At 69.3% G+C, this 16,589-nt stretch carries 14 protein-coding genes and 1 tRNA gene; 12 read left to right on the forward strand and 3 right to left on the reverse strand.

The features are described from left to right. The first annotated feature begins 65 nt into the window (after positions 1 to 65). The 3 genes from A4X16_RS17980 to A4X16_RS01895 all read left to right on the forward strand — a co-directional run bounded on the left by A4X16_RS17980 (position 66) and on the right by A4X16_RS01895 (position 2,592). Complete coding sequence (locus A4X16_RS17980) at positions 66 to 239, forward strand: hypothetical protein (protein ID WP_176697141.1); 174 nt, start codon at positions 66 to 68, stop codon at positions 237 to 239. Positions 240 to 328: 89 nt separating this feature from the next. Continuing rightward, positions 329 to 1,789, forward strand: a complete 1,461-nt coding sequence (gene cls / locus A4X16_RS01890) for a cardiolipin synthase (protein ID WP_067115562.1) — start codon at positions 329 to 331, stop codon at positions 1,787 to 1,789. Positions 1,790 to 1,851: 62 nt separating this feature from the next. Then, positions 1,852 to 2,592, forward strand: a complete 741-nt coding sequence (locus A4X16_RS01895; protein ID WP_067115564.1) for a hypothetical protein — start codon at positions 1,852 to 1,854, stop codon at positions 2,590 to 2,592. Positions 2,593 to 2,646: 54 nt separating this feature from the next. Here the strand turns inward: A4X16_RS01895 and A4X16_RS01900 are convergent, their stop codons facing one another. Then, positions 2,647 to 3,645 carry a diacylglycerol/lipid kinase family protein gene (locus tag A4X16_RS01900; RefSeq protein ID WP_067115566.1) on the reverse strand — a complete coding sequence of 333 codons (999 nt, stop codon included), beginning with the start codon at positions 3,643 to 3,645 and terminating at the stop codon, positions 2,647 to 2,649. Between the two features lie 105 nt (positions 3,646 to 3,750). On the opposite strand from A4X16_RS01900, the gene serS reads away from it, so the two are divergent. The 4 genes from serS to A4X16_RS01920 all read left to right on the forward strand — a co-directional run bounded on the left by serS (position 3,751) and on the right by A4X16_RS01920 (position 7,304). Next, positions 3,751 to 5,058: a serine--tRNA ligase gene (gene serS / locus A4X16_RS01905; RefSeq protein ID WP_067115568.1), complete on the forward strand. Its 1,308-nt coding sequence runs from the start codon at positions 3,751 to 3,753 to the stop codon at positions 5,056 to 5,058. Continuing rightward, positions 5,055 to 5,873 (forward strand): HAD family hydrolase, encoded by an 819-nt coding sequence (locus A4X16_RS01910; RefSeq protein WP_067115572.1) that lies wholly within the window; start codon positions 5,055 to 5,057, stop codon positions 5,871 to 5,873. Before serS ends, A4X16_RS01910 begins: the two co-directional genes overlap by 4 nt. A 42-nt stretch (positions 5,874 to 5,915) precedes the next feature. Next, positions 5,916 to 6,000, forward strand: a tRNA-Ser gene (locus A4X16_RS01915). A gap of 50 nt (positions 6,001 to 6,050) precedes the next feature. Beyond that, positions 6,051 to 7,304 carry an LCP family protein gene (locus tag A4X16_RS01920; RefSeq protein ID WP_067115575.1) on the forward strand — a complete coding sequence of 418 codons (1,254 nt, stop codon included), beginning with the start codon at positions 6,051 to 6,053 and terminating at the stop codon, positions 7,302 to 7,304. Between the two features lie 84 nt (positions 7,305 to 7,388). On the opposite strand, the gene A4X16_RS01925 is transcribed toward A4X16_RS01920, so the two are convergent. Continuing rightward, positions 7,389 to 8,009: a TetR/AcrR family transcriptional regulator gene (locus tag A4X16_RS01925; RefSeq protein WP_067115578.1), complete on the reverse strand. Its 621-nt coding sequence runs from the start codon at positions 8,007 to 8,009 to the stop codon at positions 7,389 to 7,391. 93 nt (positions 8,010 to 8,102) lie between these two features. Between A4X16_RS01925 and A4X16_RS01930 the strand changes: the two genes are divergently transcribed. Continuing rightward, on the forward strand, positions 8,103 to 10,388 hold the full coding sequence (locus A4X16_RS01930; RefSeq protein WP_067115581.1) for a glycoside hydrolase family 3 C-terminal domain-containing protein: 2,286 nt from the start codon (positions 8,103 to 8,105) through the stop codon (positions 10,386 to 10,388). A gap of 64 nt (positions 10,389 to 10,452) precedes the next feature. On the opposite strand, the gene A4X16_RS01935 is transcribed toward A4X16_RS01930, so the two are convergent. Next, positions 10,453 to 11,460 (reverse strand): LacI family DNA-binding transcriptional regulator, encoded by a 1,008-nt coding sequence (locus A4X16_RS01935; RefSeq protein ID WP_067115584.1) that lies wholly within the window; start codon positions 11,458 to 11,460, stop codon positions 10,453 to 10,455. Between the two features lie 150 nt (positions 11,461 to 11,610). On the opposite strand from A4X16_RS01935, the gene A4X16_RS01940 reads away from it, so the two are divergent. From A4X16_RS01940 to rhaS, 4 genes are read left to right on the forward strand one after another with little or no spacing between them, the layout of a single operon-like run. Beyond that, on the forward strand, positions 11,611 to 13,140 hold the full coding sequence (locus tag A4X16_RS01940; RefSeq protein ID WP_067115587.1) for a sugar ABC transporter ATP-binding protein: 1,530 nt from the start codon (positions 11,611 to 11,613) through the stop codon (positions 13,138 to 13,140). Beyond that, complete coding sequence (locus A4X16_RS01945) at positions 13,137 to 14,168, forward strand: ABC transporter permease (RefSeq protein ID WP_067115590.1); 1,032 nt, start codon at positions 13,137 to 13,139, stop codon at positions 14,166 to 14,168. Before A4X16_RS01940 ends, A4X16_RS01945 begins: the two co-directional genes overlap by 4 nt. After that, entirely contained in the window at positions 14,165 to 15,220 is a 1,056-nt protein-coding gene (locus A4X16_RS01950; RefSeq protein ID WP_067115594.1) for an ABC transporter permease, read from the forward strand. The genes A4X16_RS01945 and A4X16_RS01950 overlap by 4 nt, the downstream gene beginning before the upstream one ends. Before the next feature lie 55 nt (positions 15,221 to 15,275). Further along, the gene (rhaS, locus tag A4X16_RS01955) at positions 15,276 to 16,319 is read left to right on the forward strand and encodes a rhamnose ABC transporter substrate-binding protein (protein WP_067115599.1); all 1,044 of its coding nucleotides are present in this window, start codon (positions 15,276 to 15,278) and stop codon (positions 16,317 to 16,319) included. The last annotated feature ends 270 nt before the right edge of the window (positions 16,320 to 16,589 follow it).

The following is a 16,589-nucleotide window of genomic DNA, read 5'->3' on the forward strand; positions in this document are numbered from 1 at the left end:
AGTCGGGGCGATATGACTCCGGGTCCGCGAATGTGGAGGACAGGTGTGGGGCGTACCATGGAGACATGGAGAACTTCTGGCTCGCGGCGGCATGGTCGATCCTTCCGACCATCGGCGTCAGCGTCGTGTTCTTCTTCGTGCTCCGCGGGATCCTCCGCTTCGACCGCACCGAGCGCAAGGTGCATGCACGGATCGAGGCCGAGGAGCGCGCCGCCCGGGGTCTGCCCCCGCGCTCCTGAGCGCTGTCCGCGCCATCGGCTACTGTTAGCCAGGACACCGGGGCGGTCGCGATCCTGGGACGATCGCGGCGGCTGCCGGAGAGGGAACGATGACGTCGGAGACGTGGGGCTGGTGGATCACCGCCTTCCTTCTGGTGCTCGATCTCACGATCCGCATCACCGCGATCATCGTCATCCCGCGCAACCGCCGTCCGACCGCGGCGATGGCCTGGCTGCTCGCGGTGTTCTTCATCCCGTTCGTCGGCGTCTTCCTCTTCATCATGATCGGCAACCCGCGCCTGCCGCGAGCCCGCCGCCGCAAGCAGGACCAGATCAACGAGTACATCGCCGAGACCAGCGAGCATCTGCACTTCGGCACGCTGCGCCCCGACGCCCCGAGCTGGTTCCCTCCGCTCGTCGAGATGAACCACCGGCTGGGCGCCCTGCCGATCTCGGGCGACAACGGGGCCCACCTGATCGCGCGCTACCAGGACTCGCTCGACGCGATGGCCGACGAGATCCGCACGGCCGTCGACTACGTGCACATCGAGTTCTACATCCTCCAGACGGATGCCTCGACCGACAACTTCTTCCGCGCCATGGAGGACGCTGCCGCCCGCGGCGTGCACGTGCGCGTGCTGCTCGACCACTGGGCGAACCGGTGGAAGCCCCGCTATCGGGCGACGATCAGGCGTCTGAACGCCATGGGCGCCGACTGGCATCTGATGCTGCCGGTGCAGCCGTTCAAGGGACGCATGCAGCGTCCCGACCTGCGCAACCACCGCAAGCTCGTGGTCGTCGACGGCAGGGTCGCGTTCCTCGGATCGCAGAACGTCACGGACTCGACCTACAACCTGCCCAAGAACATCAAGCGCGGCCTGCACTGGGTCGACCTCATGGTGCGCATCGACGGCCCGGTCGTGCTGAGCGTGAACGCCATCTTCCTCAGCGACTGGTACAGCGAGACCGACGAGGTGCTGCAGGAGATCGACATCTCGCACGCCGAAGCGGGCTCCGGCGACCTGGACTGCCAGGTCGTGCCGTCGGGGCCCGGCTTCGAGGTCGAGAACAACCTCCGCCTCTTCCTCGGCCTGCTCTACGCGGCCAAGGAGAAGATCATGATCGTCAGCCCGTACTTCGTCCCCGACGAGGCGCTGCTGCTGGCGGTGACGGCGGCCGTGGACCGCGGTGTCGCCGTCGAGCTGTTCGTCTCCGAGGAGGGCGACCAGGCGATGGTCTACCACGCGCAGCGCAGCTACTACGAGGCGCTCCTGAAGGCCGGGGTCCGCATCTGGATGTACCGCAAGCCGTACATCCTGCACACCAAGAGCCTCACGATCGACGACCAGGTCGCGGTGATCGGGTCGAGCAACATGGACATGCGGTCGTTCGGTCTCAACCTCGAGGTGTCGATGCTCGTGCGCGGCGAGGAGTTCGTGGCCGAGATGCGGGTGGTCGAAGACGAGTACCGCTCGCTCAGCCGCGAGCTGACGCTCGAGGAGTGGATGCAGCAGCCGCTGCGGTCGACCGTGCTCGACAATCTCGCGCGCCTGACCTCGGCGCTGCAATAGCAGCCCCGAGATCCCCCGTATAGGGGGTGCCCGCCCTCGAGGGCGGCCGGTAGCCTGTGTCCATGACCTCCTCCACGCGTGTCGTCGCCGCGCTCTCCGCCCTCGGTGCCGTCCTGCTCTTCGCCGGCTGCACGGTCGGCCCCGGCGCGGCGTCGCCGACCTCCACCTCGCTGCCGTCGAGCGGTCCGGGGCAGACGACCGACGACTCCGACGACGTCGAGGGCGCGCTCCTCGACGACGGTCGCATGTTCGCGGTCGTCACATTCGGGTCGTCGACCTGCGTCCCGCAGGTCGACACGGTGTCGGCCGACGGTCAGACGGTCTCCGTGACGCTCGTCGACGTGGACGGCGGAGGGGAGACCGAGAAGGCCTGCACCGCCGATCTCGCCCCGCGGGCGAGCGTCGGAGCCCTGCCCGAGGGCGTCGACCCGACCCAGGAGGTCACGCTGCAGGTCACCTACGGCGACATGACCGAGGACGTCGACCTCGACGGCGATCCGTCGTTCACCGGCACGCCCGGGTCGTCCACCGAGTACCTCCCGTCGGCCGGCTGGATCGGCGACGGCTCTCTCGTGCTGCTCACGTGGGGATCCTCCGGCTGCCCGCCCGTCGTCGACACGCTCGAGGGATCGGGCTCCACGGGGACGGCCACGTTCGTGACCGACGAGAACCAGGCGTGCACGATGGACATGGCCCCGCGCGCCACCATCCTGTCGTTCGGCGACGACGAGGTGGACGACGACGACTTCACCCTCACCCTCGTGGGAGGCGGTCTCGACGGCACCGTGCAGGTGCGCGGCTGACACCGACGCCCACGGCTCGGCCCCGCACGGTCGTCTGACCCCCGACGTCGGGGCTCAGAGACCCGTGACCGGGTGGCCGGCAGGCAGCGCCAGCAGCAGCGCGCTCGGATCGACGCGACAGGTGATGCGCACGGCCGCGCCGAACTCGTCGCCGTCGAGCTCGATCGGGATCGGCGTGGTCGCAGCGGCTTCGGCGGCCGTGCCGCGGAAATAGTGCACCGAGGCATCCCGACCGCGCCGGTCAAGGACGCGTCGGCCGGCGCGGAATCGGCGCAGCACGGAGTTGTCCCACCAGATCTTGCGCCAGACCCCGAGCCATCCCAGGATCCCGGTCGGCTGGATCACGGCGACGTCGAGCGTCGCATCCGTGATCGAGGCGTCGGGGATGAGCGCGATCCCCGCGGGCAGCAGGCCGCAGTTGGCGAACAGGATGCTGTGCACCTTCGTCGTGTGCAGGCGGCCGTCGTCGATCTGGAACACCGCGCGGAACGGCTCGGCCGTCACGAGCGACCTCGCGGCCCCGTCGACGTAGGCGATCCATCCGACGGATCTCTTGAGGTCGGGCCGGGTGTTCGCGATCATGTCGGCGTCCAGGCCGATGCCCGCGAGCACCACGTAGGCGTGCTCCTCGTGCTCCCCGCTCTCCCGCGTGAGACGCGCCCAGCCGATGTCGATCGGATGCCGGAAGTCGCCGAGGGCGGCGAGGATCATGCCGTCGGGGGAGCCGAGCGGGAGTCCGAGGTTGCGGGCGAGGAGGTTGCCCGTGCCGCTGGGCAGGATCGCGAGCGGGACGCCGGTGTTCGCGATCGCCTCGGACACCGCGCGGACCGTGCCGTCGCCTCCGGCGACGAGCACCACGTCGACGCCGCGCTCGAGCGCGAGCGCCGTCGCCGCCTGCCCCGCATCCTCCACGGTCGTCGGGTAGAAGGCCGGATGCTCCCACCCGGCCTCCTGCGACAGCGCGCGCACGCGTCCGCGAAGATGCTTCTCGTCGACCTTGATGGGGTTGTAGATGAGCGCCGCCTGTCGTCTCGTCGAGGCGCTCGTGGTCATGGCGCTACTCTAGCCGCGGCATCCGCTCGTCCCGCCCGCCTCCCGCCGCGCTCTCGGCCGCTGTTCCGGGGCGGACACGCCCGGCACGCCCCATAGACTTGATGGATGATCGACCTCGCACTCCTCCGCGAAAACCCGGAGATCGTCCGCCGTTCGCAGGCCGCCCGTGGCAACGACCAGGGCACCGTCGACGCCGCGCTCGAGGCCGATCGATCGCGCAGGGCGGCGCTCGCCGCCTTCGAGGAGCTCCGCGCCGAGCAGAACGCGTTCGGCAAGCAGGTGGCGAAGGCGCCCAAGGAGGAGAAGGCCGCCCTCGTCGCGCAGGTCAAGGACCTCGCCGATCGCGTCAAGCAGGCGCAGCAGGCGGCGAACGAGGCCGCCGAGACGGCATCCGCTGCGCTGACGCGCATCGAGAACGTCGTGATCGACGGCGTGCCCGCCGGCGGCGAGGCCGACTTCGTCGAGCTGCGTCGGGTCGGCGAGGTGCCGGCATTCGACTTCGAGCCCCGCGACCACCTGGAGATCGGCGAGATCCTCGGCGCGATCGACATGGAGCGCGGCGCGAAGGTCTCCGGCGCGCGCTTCTACTTCCTGCGCGGCATCGGCGCCCGCCTCGAGATCGCGCTCATGAACCTCGCGCTCGACAAGGCGCTGCAGAACGGCTTCGTCCCCCTGATCACCCCGACCCTCGTGCGGCCGGAGATCATGCAGGGCACCGGGTTCCTCGGCGAGCACGCCGACGAGGTCTACCACCTCGACAAGGACGACGACCTCTACCTCGTCGGCACCAGCGAGGTAGCGCTCGCGGGCTATCACAAGGACGAGATCCTCGACCTCGGCTCCGGCGCGCTCCGCTACGCGGGTTGGTCGACCTGCTACCGCCGCGAGGCCGGCTCATACGGCAAGGACACCCGCGGCATCATCCGAGTGCACCAGTTCAACAAGCTGGAGATGTTCGTCTACACGACGCCCGACGACGCCGAGGCCGAGCATCTGCGTCTCGTCGCGCTGCAGGAGGAGATGCTGACGTCGCTGGGCCTCGCCTACCGCGTGATCGACGTCGCCGCCGGGGACCTCGGATCGAGCGCCGCCCGCAAGTACGACATCGAGGCGTGGGTGCCGACGCAGGGTGCGTTCCGCGAGCTCACGTCGACCTCGAACTGCACGACGTATCAGGCGCGCCGGCTCGACATCCGCCACCGGCCCGAGGCGCAGGACGGCCAGCAGTCGAAGACGCAGCCCGTGGCGACGCTCAACGGCACGCTCGCGACGACGCGCTGGATCGTCGCGCTGCTCGAGACCCATCAGCAGGCGGACGGATCGGTGCGGGTGCCCGAGGTCCTGCGGCCCTACCTGGGCGGCCTCGAGGTGCTGGAGCCGACCGCTCCGCACGCGCAGGGACCCACCGCATGAGCGCGTGGCTCGTCGGACTCGACGTCGACGGCACGATCCTGCTGGAGGACGAGTCGATGAGCCCCGGCGTCCCCGAGGCCGTCGCCCGGCTGCGGGACGCGGGCCACGAGGTGACGATCGCGACAGGTCGCAGCTGGAGCGCCACGCAGCGGTACGTGGAGCAGCTCGGGCTCACCCCCGAATTCGTGGTGTGCTCGAACGGCGCCGTGACCATGCGGCGGGTCGGCGACGACTGGGAGCGCTGGCACATCGAGGTCTTCGACCCGACTCCCGTGCTCGCGCTGCTGCGCGACCGACTGCCCGAGGCCCGCTACATGGTCGAGCTCGGCTCGGGGCAGCGTCTGTACACGGAGCACCTCGACGACTGGACTCTCGACGGCGGTCGCCAGGTGGGCTTCGAGGAGCTCGTGGCCGAGCCGGTCTCGCGCGTCGTGGTCGTCTCGCCGGGCCACGACGAGGAGGACTTCCACCGGCTCGTCGCGGACGCCGGCCTCAACGAGGTGTCGTACGCGATCGGCTGGACGGCGTGGCTGGACATCGCCCCGCAGGGCGTCGACAAGGGCACGGCTCTGGAGCGCGTGCGCCGGGAACTCGGCTTCGACGGCGGCAGGGTGCTCGTCGCGGGCGACGGACGCAACGACATCGGGATGTTCGGCTGGGCCCTCGGGCTCGACGGTCGCGCCGTGGCGATGGGCCAGGCGCCCGACGAGGTGAAGTCCGCCGCGGGAGAGGTGACGGGCGACGTCGTCGACGGCGGCCTCGCCGCGGCGCTGAACTCGCTTCCAGCACCTGCCCAGGTCAGCGCAGGAGAATAGAACTCGGCTAGACTCACGGCTTGTCGGCGGATTCGTCTGTCGGGAGGGTTGTCCGAGCGGCCGATGGAGCTGGTCTTGAAAACCAGTGGGCAGAGATGTCTCGTGGGTTCGAATCCCACACCCTCCGCTTCCTGAGCACGGTGTCCCCGCACCGCACGCTGAACCGAAAGGCCCCGAGTGAGTCAGAGCACCCGACGCCGTCGCACCATCGCGCGACACGGCCAGCTGCGCACGCCCGGCCCCGTCAGCCAGCTGCTGAAGTTCCTCGCGATCGGTCTCGCCGTCGTCCTCGTCAGCGGCGTCAGCGTCGCGGCGTACGTGGTCTACGACCTGTCGAGCACGGTCACGGCCAATGCCGTCGAGCTCGAGGACACGAAGGACCTCCCGCCGGACATCAGCGAGTACGAAGGCGGCTTCAACCTGCTCCTCACGGGCGTGGACACGTGCGAGGAGGCCTATGCCGCCTACTTCGGCGAGCGCTGCAGCGGCCCGGACTCGGAGGGGACGCTCAACGACGTCAACCTGCTCGTGCACGTCTCCGAGGAGCCGCGCCGCATCACCGTCGTGAGCTTCCCCCGCGACCTCATGCTCCCCATCCCGGAGTGCGAGGACGAACAGGGCGACGTCCAATCGGCGATGAGCAAGCAGCCGCTCAACACCGCCTACACCGACGGCGGCCTGAACTGCGTGGCCAAGACGATCACGCAGCTCACGGGACAGGACATCCAGTTCGCGGCATCCGTCACATTCGGCGGAGTGATCGAGATCACGAACGCGATCGGCGGGGTCGATGTGTGCCTCGCGACGCCCATCAAGGACAAGTACACCGGACTCGACATGGCGGCCGGCACGCACACGATCCAGGGCCTGGAGGCGCTCCAGTTCCTGCGCACCCGGCACGGCGTGGGCGACGGCAGCGACCTCGGCCGCATCGGCAACCAGCAGCAGTACATGTCGAGCCTGGTCCGCAAGATGATCAGCGGCGAGACTCTCGGCAACGTCCCCGTCATGCTCAAGCTCGCGAACGTCGGCCTCAGCAACGTCGAGGCCAGCACGTCGCTCGCCGACCCGATGAAGATCGTGCAGATCGCGCTCGCCGTGAAGTCGGTGCCGTTCGAGGACATCGTCTTCCTGCAGTTCCCGACCCAGACCGATTCGGACAACCCGAACAAGGTCGTCGCGAACAAGTCGGCGGCGCAGACGATGTGGGACGCGATCAATGCGAACGCGCAGCTGCAGGTCACGCACGAGAACAGCGAGAACGACGGCGTCGTCGTGACGGATCCGGTTCCCGGGACCGAGCCCACGACTCCGGATGCCGGAGCCACGCCCGACCCGGCGGCGACGCCCGACAACGTCGTGGCACTGCCGGACTCGATCAAGGGGAACTCGGCCGCGCAGCAGACCTGTTCCAACGGCAACGTGCGCTGACTCCGCTCGCGCCGCTCGGACCACGCCGCCCCTCCCGTTCTCGGGAGGGGCGGCGTCGTCGTGAGGTCAGCGGTCGTCGTGAGGTCAGCGCTCGTCGACGGGCGAGCGGTCGATAGGAGAGCGGTCGTCGACCGGAGGATGCAGCACATCGATGAGCGCCGCGATGATGCCCGGCATGTCGACGCTGCGGTCGATCATCCACTGCAGCTGCAGCCCGTCGGCGACGGCCTGGATCACCCGCGACATCGTGTCCGGATCGAGGGCGGCCCGGCCGTCGTCGTCCGCGAAGGCCCCCGCGATGACGTGGTGCAGGCGCTCCCGCCGCGCGAGGAAGTACTCGTGTGCGGGGTGGTCGGGGTCGACGGCGTCGACCGCGAGACGGGAGAAGAGCTCGACGACGCCGGGCACCTCGGTGTTGTGGCGGATCACTTCGATGAACGCGGCCTTGGCGTCGACGGTCTCCGACACCTCCGTCAGGTGCGGGTCCTTCTCGTCGCGAGCGTCCCGCGTGCGGAGCACCTCGGTGAACAGCTCCTCCTTGCTGCCGAAGTAGTGCAGGAGGGCGGCCGGCGTCACGCCGACGCCCTCGGCGATCTGCTTCAGGGAGGCGTTCTGATAGCCCCTGCGGCCGATCACGTCGAGCGCGCTCTCGAGGATCTCCTCGCGTCGGGCGACGCCTTTCGCGTATGAACCTCGTCGTGCCATGCGTCGACCCTAATCTGAACGATGTTTGAGTTCCAATACTGACTCGCATATAGTTTTCGCAAGACACCGGCGTCGCCCCGCGAAAGGAAGACCATGACCGACACCTCGGCATCCGACCTCACTCTCGAAGAGAAGGCATCGCTGACCAGCGGGGCGGATTTCTGGACGACGAAGGCGCTGGACCGGATCGGTCTCCCGTCGATCATGATGACCGACGGTCCGCACGGTCTGCGCAAGCAGGCGGGCGGCAGCGATCACCTGGGCCTCGCCAGCAGCGTCCCCGCCACCTGCTTCCCTCCCGCCGTCGGCATCGGGTCGTCGTTCGACCCGGAGATCATCGAGCGCGTGGGTGCGGCCATCGGCGCCGAGGCGGCGATCGAGGACGTCGCGGTCGTGCTCGGCCCTGGCATCAACATCAAGCGCTCGCCGCTGTGCGGACGCAACTTCGAGTACTTCTCCGAGGACCCGATCGTGTCGGGCGTGCTCGGCGCGGCATCCGTGCGAGGTGTCCAGTCGCAGGGCGTCGGCACGTCGCTGAAGCACTTCGCCGCGAACAACCAGGAGACCGATCGGATGCGGGCGAGCTCGGACGTCGATCCGCGCCCGCTGCACGAGATCTACCTGCGCGGATTCGAGCGCGTCGTCACCGAGGCGCAGCCGTGGACCGTCATGTGCTCGTACAACCGGATCAACGGTGTCTACGCGTCGGAGGACCCGTGGCTGCTGACCCGGGTGCTCCGCGACGACTGGGGCTTCGAGGGCCTCGTGGTGTCGGACTGGGGCGCGGTGAACGATCGCGTCGCCGGCGTCGCGGCAGGACTCGATCTGGAGATGCCGTCGTCGGGCGGTCGGACGGATGCTCAGCTGGTCGCCGCGGTCCGGGCGGGGGAGCTCGCCGAGAGCGCTCTCGACACCGCTGCGCAGCGGACGATCGACCTCGTGCGCAAGGCGCAGGCGCGCCCGTCGGTCTCCGGCGCCCTGGACGTCGACGCCCATCACGCCCTCGCACGCGAGGCCGCGGGCCGATCGATCGTGCTCCTCAAGAACGACGGAGCGCTGCTGCCCCTCTCCGCAGACCGCACGGTCGCCGTGATCGGCGCGTTCGCCACGGAGCCGCGCTACCAGGGCGCGGGGTCGTCGCTGATCAACCCGACGAGACTCGACCTGGCCCTCGACGAGATGCGAGCGCTCGGCGGCGACGTCGCGTACGCGCCGGGATTCGCGGTCGAGGGCGGCGCGATCGCGGCATCCGGTCGCTCGGCCGACGAGCTGCGGGACGAGGCCGTCGCCGCGGCGGCAGCCGCGGATGTGGCCGTGGTGTTCCTCGGACTGCCCGCCGCCGAGGAGTCGGAGGGCTTCGACCGCGAGCACATCGACCTGCCTGCCGCGCAGCTCGCGGTGCTCGACGCCGTGCTCGAGGCCAACCCGGACACGGTCGTCGTGCTCTCCAACGGCGGCGTCGTGGCGCTGCCGTTCGCGGATCGCGTGCCGGCCCTGGTCGAGGCCTGGCTGCTGGGTCAGGCAGGAGGCGGAGCCGTCGCCGACGTCCTCTACGGGGCCGTGAACCCCTCGGCCAAGCTCACCGAGACCGTTCCGGTGCGCCTCGAGGACAACCCGTCGTTCGGCAGCTTCCCCGGCGAGTTCGGGCACGTGCGCTACGGCGAGGGCGTGCTCGTCGGCTACCGGTGGTACGACGCGAAGGGCCTCGACGTCGCCTTCCCGTTCGGCCACGGCCTGTCGTACACCGCCTTCGCCTACGGACCGGTCGCGGCCGAGGTCGCCGGCGACGGCGACGTGGTGGTGCGTGTGGACGTCACGAACACCGGCGCCCGCGACGGACGCGAGATCGTGCAGGTCTACGCGTCGCCGCGCGCGTCGGCCGTGCAGCGCGCGCCCCGGGAGCTCAAGGCCTTCTCGTCGGTCGCGCTGTCGGCGGGGGAGACGAAGACCGTCGAGCTCGTCATCCGTCGCGAGGACCTCGCCTACTGGGATGTGCGGGTCGACCGGTGGGTCGTCGAGCCCGGCGAGTACAGGATCGAGGCGGCGGCCTCGAGCCGGGACATCCGCTCGTCGACATCGGTCCAGGTCACGGGCGACATCGTGTCGCTGCCGCTGACACTGGAGTCCTCGATCGGCGATGTGCTCGCGCATCCGGTCGCCGGTCCGATCGTCATGTCGGCGCTCGGCGGCTTCCTGGGCGAGCTCAACGGCGCGGATTCATCGGCCGCGTCGATGATGCCGAACGACGAGGCCATGCAGAAGATGATGGCGTCGTTCCCCATCGGCAGGCTCATCGGCTTCCCCGGGATCGACGTGACGCACGAGCAGGTCGAGCAGCTCCTCGCCGGCGCCAACGCGGGAACACTCGCGCAGGCCTGATCGGCCGTCGTCGACTCCGAACGGCCCGCCCGGGGCGCGCTCGACGCGCCTCGGGCGGATCCGGTCAGCCCTCGGTCGACCGGCGGACGATGAGCTCGGGCGGGAACACGGTCTGGCGGGGGATGCTGTCGGGATCGGCGGCCTCCTCGAGCACGATGCGCAGCGCGGTGCGGCCGATCATGCGACTCGGCTGACGGATCGACGACAGCGGCACGGCGGCGGCGGCCGCGAACGGGTTGTCGTCGAAGCCGATCAGCGCGATCTCGTCGGGGACGAGCAAATGTCCTCCCGACACGAGCGACTGCAGGAGCCCGAGCGCCAGCAGGTCGTTCGCGGCGAAGAGCGCGTCGGGCCACTCCCGTCGAGGTCGTGTCAGCAGTCGGGCGCCGGCGGTCACGCCCTCCTCGACGGTCATGGCGGACGTCGGGATCACCTCGAGGTCGACGTGCACGCCGGCGTTCTCGGCGGCGGCCCTGGCGCCCGCGAGACGATCGGTCACCTGCCGCATGTCGAACGGCCCGCCCACGAAGGCGATACGGCGTCGTCCGCCCTCGATCAGATGCTCGACCGCGAGACGTCCGCCCGCGACGCTGTCGACCGACACCGACGAGAATCCGCTGTCGGCGCTGAACCGGTCGACGAGCACGGTCGCGATGCCGCTCGCACGGAAACGCCGGAGCTGCGTCATCACATCGCCGTACGGGGCGATGAGCAGTCCGCGCACCTGCTGCTCGCGGAACAGGTCGAGGTAGACCTTCTCGCGGGACGGGTCGTCGTCGGTGTTGCCGTAGAGGATCGCGATGCCGTGGCTCGACGCCTCGTCCTCCGCACCGCGGACGACGTCGCTGTAGAACGGGTTCTGCCCGTCGAGCACGACGAATCCGACGGTCGTGCTGACTCCGGCGCGCAGCTTGCGCGCCGCGTCGTTGCGCACGTATCCGAGTTCGTCGATGGCTCTGGTCACCCGCTCGACCGAGTCGCTCGACACCTCGTCGGGGCGGTTGAGGACGTTCGAGACGGTGCCGACGGACACTCCCGCCCGGACGGCGACATCGCGGATGCTGACCGGCATCGGCTGTCCTCTCGTCGTCGGGCGGATCACACTTCGGCATCAGGGTCTTGACCTGCGACCGGCATCACATACACTAGCCTGAAACGAGCTTGAATCGATTCAGGTAAAGTTCATTCCGATCATCATCCCCCTCAACGGAGAGGAAAGCCAGTGGTAGACGCAGCCTCCGCCCGCAGCGCTCCCCCCACCGCGCTCGAACTGCATCGGGTCGTGAAGTCCTTCGGACCCGTCGTCGCTCTCCGCTCGGGAAGCCTCACGCTGCGGTCGAACTCGATCCACGCGCTGATCGGCGAGAACGGCGCGGGCAAGTCCACGCTCGTGAAGATCATGGCGGGTCTCTACCGTCGTGACTCGGGGGACTTCCGACTGCACGGCGAGGAGGTCGACTTCACCAGCACGGCGCAGTCGAAGGCCGCCGGCATCGCGGTGATCTATCAGGAGCCGACCCTGTTCCCCGACCTCTCGGTCACGGAGAACATCTTCATGGGCCGCCAGCCCACCGGCCTGCTCGGCCGGATCGACCGCAAGGCCATGCGCACCGAGGTCGAGCAGATCTTCCGTCGACTGGGCGTCGCGCTCGACCCCGACCGGATCACCGAGGGACTGTCGATCGCCGACCAGCAGATCATCGAGATCGCCAAGGCCATCTCGCTCGACGCGAGCGTGCTGATCATGGACGAGCCGACCGCGGCGCTCAGCGGCGTCGAGGTGGACCGCCTGTTCGCCGTCGCGCGCAGCCTCCGCGACGAGGGGCGTGCCATCCTCTTCATCTCGCACCGCTTCGACGAGGTGTTCGCCCTCTGCGACACCGTCACGGTCATGCGCGACGGGGCGTACATCGCCACGACGCCCATCGCCGAGACGACGGTCGACGACCTCGTCCGGCAGATGGTCGGACGGGACGTGACCGAGCTCTTCCCCAAGCAGGAGGCCGCGATCGGGGAGCCGCTCCTCGAGGTCTCGGGGCTGACCCGCCCCGGCGTCTTCCACGACATCTCCTTCACGGTCCGCGCAGGCGAGATCGTCGCCCTCGCCGGCCTCGTGGGAGCCGGGCGCTCCGAGGTGGCGCGCGCCGTCTTCGGCGTGGACCCCTACGTCGAGGGCGACGTGCGGATGCTCGGGTCCGCCGTCGCACGTCGCAACCCCACCGCCGCGATGCGCAGCGGACTCGCCCTCGTCCCCGAGGACCGACGCAAGCAGGGCCTCGTCATCGACGCGGGCGTGGGAGGCAACATCACGCTGGCGATCCGTCGGCGGCTGTCGAAGTGGGGTCTCATCACGAGCGGCATCGAGAATCGCGCCGCCAAGGAGTGGGCGTCCCGCCTCGAGGTCAAGACACACGCGCTCGACACCGTGGCATCCACCCTCTCCGGCGGCAACCAGCAGAAGGTCGTCCTCGCCAAGTGGCTCGCCACGGATCCGCGAGTGCTCATCATCGACGAGCCGACCCGCGGCATCGACGTGGGCACGAAGTCCGAGGTGCACCGCCTCCTCTCGCAGCTGGCGGGCGAGGGCATGGGCATCCTGATGATCTCGTCGGAGCTGCCCGAGGTGCTCGGGATGGCCGACCGCGTGCTCGTGATGCGCGAGGGGCGCATCACCGCCGAGATCACCCGGGACGACGCCACCAGCGAGAACGTCATGTTCGCCGCCACCCACTCATCGGAGCAGCACTCATGAGCACCACCACCGTCCCCGTGGCCGCCGCTCCGGCGTTCGCCAAGAAGCCCGGCGGCATCGGGCGCGCGCGCGAGTTCGGCATCTTCGCCGCGCTCGTCGTCGTCGTGATCGCCGCGACCGCCAAGAACCCCGCGTTCCTGTTCAGCGCCGACGGCTGGCGCGACCTGCTGCTGACGCCGTCCATCCTCGTGCTCGTCGCGGTCGGTCAGGCCATCGTGATCATCACCCGCAACGTCGACCTGTCCGTCGGCTCGGTCATGGGCCTCACCGCGTACCTCACCGGTCGGCTGTTCGTCGACGTCCCCGGCATCCCCATCGTCGTGGTGGTGATCGCCGCCGTGCTGTTCGGCGCGGTCCTCGGTCTCATCAACGGCGCGCTGGTCGCGTTCGCGAAGGTGCCGGCCATGGTGATCACGCTCGGCACGCTGTATGCCTATCGCGGCATCAACGTGCTGTGGACAGGCAGCGACCGCATCAACGCCTCCGACATGCCGAAGGACTTCCTCGGCCTGGGCACTCAGCAGATCCTGTTCATCCCGGTGCTGTCGATCATCGCGGTGATCGTGCTGGCGCTCGCCGCCTGGTACATGCGCAACACCCGCGGCGGCCGCGAGTATTACGCGATCGGGTCGGACCCGTCGGCCGCGGAGCTGTACGGCCTCAAGGTCACCCGGCGCGTGCTCTCGGCCTTCATCCTGTCGGGCGCGCTCGCCGGACTCGCCGGCGTCTTCTACGCCGCTCGCTACGGATCGATCAGCTCGCAGGCGGGTTCCGGATGGGAGCTCGACGCCGTGGGCGCCGCGGTCATCGGCGGCATCGCGATCACCGGCGGCGTCGGCACGGTGTGGGGCGCGGCCATCGGCGCCATGCTCCTCATGACCATCAACAGGGCGCTGCCGATCCTCGGCATCCCGGACTTCTGGCAGCGCGCCGTGGTGGGCGTGCTCATCATCGGCGCCATCGTGCTCGACCGCGTCCTCGCGGTGCGGCAGAAGCGCCAGCTCATCGAGGCGAGGGACGAATCATGACCACCGCGACGACGACCACGACGTCGATCCGCGTCATCCGCGACTACGACCGTCCGCTCTGGCGCCGCATCCTGATCAATCGGGAGTTCGCGATCATCGCGCTCCTCGTGCTGGTCTCGGTGGTCGCCGCGATCACGATCCGCGGATTCGCCCAGCCGATCACGGCGAACTACCTGCTGCTCGACGTCGCCCCGATCCTGCTCATCGCGCTGCCGATGACCCTGGTGATGATCACCGGGGAGATCGACCTCTCGGTGGGATCGATGGTGGGTCTCGCCAGCGTCGTGACCGGCGTGCTCACGCAGTCCGACGCCCCGTTCGAGGTCGCGGCCCTCGCGGCTCTCCTCGTGGGCGTCGTCGGGGGAGCGTTCAACGGCTTCCTCGTGACCGTGGTCGGGCTCCCGTCTCTCGCCGTGACCATCGGCACGCTCGCCCTGTTCCGCGGTCTGGCGGTCGGCCTGCTCGGCACGACAGCGGTCACCGACTTCCCCGAGACGTGGACAGCCCTCGCGAAGGCGAAGATCGCCGGCACGTCGATCCCGTACATCGTGATCCCGTTCCTGATCCTGCTCGCGGTGTTCGTGGTGCTGCTGCACTTCACGCCGTTCGGTCGCGGCGTCTTCGCGATCGGACTGTCGAAGGACGCCGCGCGCTTCTCGGGAGTGGACGTCGAGCGCACGAAGTTCATCCTGTTCGTGCTCTCGGGCGTGGTCGCGGCGTTCGCCGGCATCTTCTACACGCTGCGATTCGGCAGCGCGCGAGGCGACAACGCCACCGGACTCGAGCTGCAGGTGATCGCCGCCGTCGTGCTCGGCGGGGTCTCCGTCTTCGGCGGCCGCGGGCACCTGCACGGCGTCGTCGCCGCGGTGCTCCTCATCGGGGTGCTGGGCAGCAGCCTGCGCCTCGCCGGCGTCACCTCCGACGTCATCAACATCATCACGGGCGGTCTGCTGATCTTCTCGGTCGTCGCAGCCAGCGTCCTCGCCTGGGCGCACCGCATCCGCGCCAAGGCCGGTCCGCCCCCACGCGTCGCAGCCTCCCCCGCACCATGAGGCAGCCTCTCATCGCCGGCATCCGCCTGCGGTGATCATCACGAAAGGAAGAACAATGACGTTTGCACGCAAGAAGGTCGCCGCCTTCGCGGCGATGGCCGTCGCCGCGGCGCTCGTGCTGAGCGGCTGCGCCGACACCAGCGGCGGCTCCGGCGGCTCGAGCTCGGGCGAGGGCGGAGGATCCGACAACCTCGCGATCACGTTCCTGCCCAAGAACCTCGGCAACCCGTACTTCGACACCTCGAGCGAGGGCGGCAAGAGCGCCGTCGACGAGTTCGGCGGCACGTTCGCCGAGGTCGGTCCCGCCGAGGCCACGCCCGACGCGCAGGTCAGCTACATCAACACCGCCACGCAGCAGGCCGTCGGCGCGCTCGTCGTCTCGGCGAACGACCCGAAGGCCATCTGCGACGCGCTGAACGAGGCACGCGACGCCGGCGTCAAGGTCGTCACCTTCGACTCCGACACGAACCCCGAGTGCCGCGACCTGTTCATCAACCAGGCCGACTCCGAGGGCATCGCCAAGGTGCAGGTCGACCTCATCGCCGACCAGATCGGCGGCGCCGGCGAGGTCGCGATCCTGTCGGCATCCGCCAACGCCACCAACCAGAACGCCTGGATCGACCTGATGAAGGAGTACATCGCCAGCGACTACCCCGACATCACGCTCGTCGAGACGGTCTACGGCGACGACGACGACCAGACCTCGTTCGACAAGACCGCAGCGCTCCTGCAGAGCTACCCGAACCTGAAGGGCATCATCTCGCCCACGACGGTCGGCATCGCGGCCGCGGCACGCTACGTGTCGACGTCGGACTACAAGGGCAAGGTCGCCATCACGGGTCTCGGCACGCCGAACCAGATGCGCGAGTACGTCGAGGACGGCACCGTCACCGCGTTCGCTCTGTGGAACCCGGCCGACCTCGGCTACCTGGCGGCCTTCGCGGCCAAGGCGCTGATCGAAGGCGACATCACCGGCGAAGAGGGCGACACCTTCGAGGCCGGCGAGCTGGGCGAGTACACCGTGGGAGCCGACGGCGTCGTGCTGCTCGGCGACCCGTTCGAGTTCAACGCCGACAACATCGGCGACTTCGACTTCTGAGTCGAGGTCCTGCGAGGGGCGTCCGGGCTTCGGCTCGGGCGCCCCTTCTGTGTGTGTGTCGTGTGTGCGACGCGTGTGCGTCTTGTGTGCGACTTTGTGTGTGTGATGTGTGTGAGGTTCGGTCTCGGTCGGGGCGCTCCGCCTGCAGGCTCGAAACACGTCTGCATGCCGAGASGGGCGGRTKCGGCATGCACACGGCATCTGGGCATGCAGACGGAATGTGCCGGGTGGTGGGCGGTGTAGGCCGGCGCGGMCGGAGYGGTCGRGGGC

The sequence above is a fragment of the Microbacterium sp. H83 genome (genome assembly GCF_001650405.1).
Classification (GTDB): Bacteria; Actinomycetota; Actinomycetes; order Actinomycetales; family Microbacteriaceae; genus Microbacterium.

Coding starts and splice junctions, on each gene's coding strand:
- A4X16_RS17980 (WP_176697141.1), top strand. CDS start 66: ATGGAGAACTTCTGGCTCGCGGCGGCATGGTCGATCCTTCCGACCATC.
- cls (WP_067115562.1), top strand. CDS start 329: ATGACGTCGGAGACGTGGGGCTGGTGGATCACCGCCTTCCTTCTGGTG.
- A4X16_RS01895 (WP_067115564.1), top strand. CDS start 1,852: ATGACCTCCTCCACGCGTGTCGTCGCCGCGCTCTCCGCCCTCGGTGCC.
- A4X16_RS01900 (WP_067115566.1), bottom strand. CDS start 3,645: ATGACCACGAGCGCCTCGACGAGACGACAGGCGGCGCTCATCTACAAC.
- serS (WP_067115568.1), top strand. CDS start 3,751: ATGATCGACCTCGCACTCCTCCGCGAAAACCCGGAGATCGTCCGCCGT.
- A4X16_RS01910 (WP_067115572.1), top strand. CDS start 5,055: ATGAGCGCGTGGCTCGTCGGACTCGACGTCGACGGCACGATCCTGCTG.
- A4X16_RS01925 (WP_067115578.1), bottom strand. CDS start 8,009: ATGGCACGACGAGGTTCATACGCGAAAGGCGTCGCCCGACGCGAGGAG.
- A4X16_RS01930 (WP_067115581.1), top strand. CDS start 8,103: ATGACCGACACCTCGGCATCCGACCTCACTCTCGAAGAGAAGGCATCG.
- A4X16_RS01935 (WP_067115584.1), bottom strand. CDS start 11,460: ATGCCGGTCAGCATCCGCGATGTCGCCGTCCGGGCGGGAGTGTCCGTC.
- A4X16_RS01945 (WP_067115590.1), top strand. CDS start 13,137: ATGAGCACCACCACCGTCCCCGTGGCCGCCGCTCCGGCGTTCGCCAAG.
- A4X16_RS01950 (WP_067115594.1), top strand. CDS start 14,165: ATGACCACCGCGACGACGACCACGACGTCGATCCGCGTCATCCGCGAC.
- rhaS (WP_067115599.1), top strand. CDS start 15,276: ATGACGTTTGCACGCAAGAAGGTCGCCGCCTTCGCGGCGATGGCCGTC.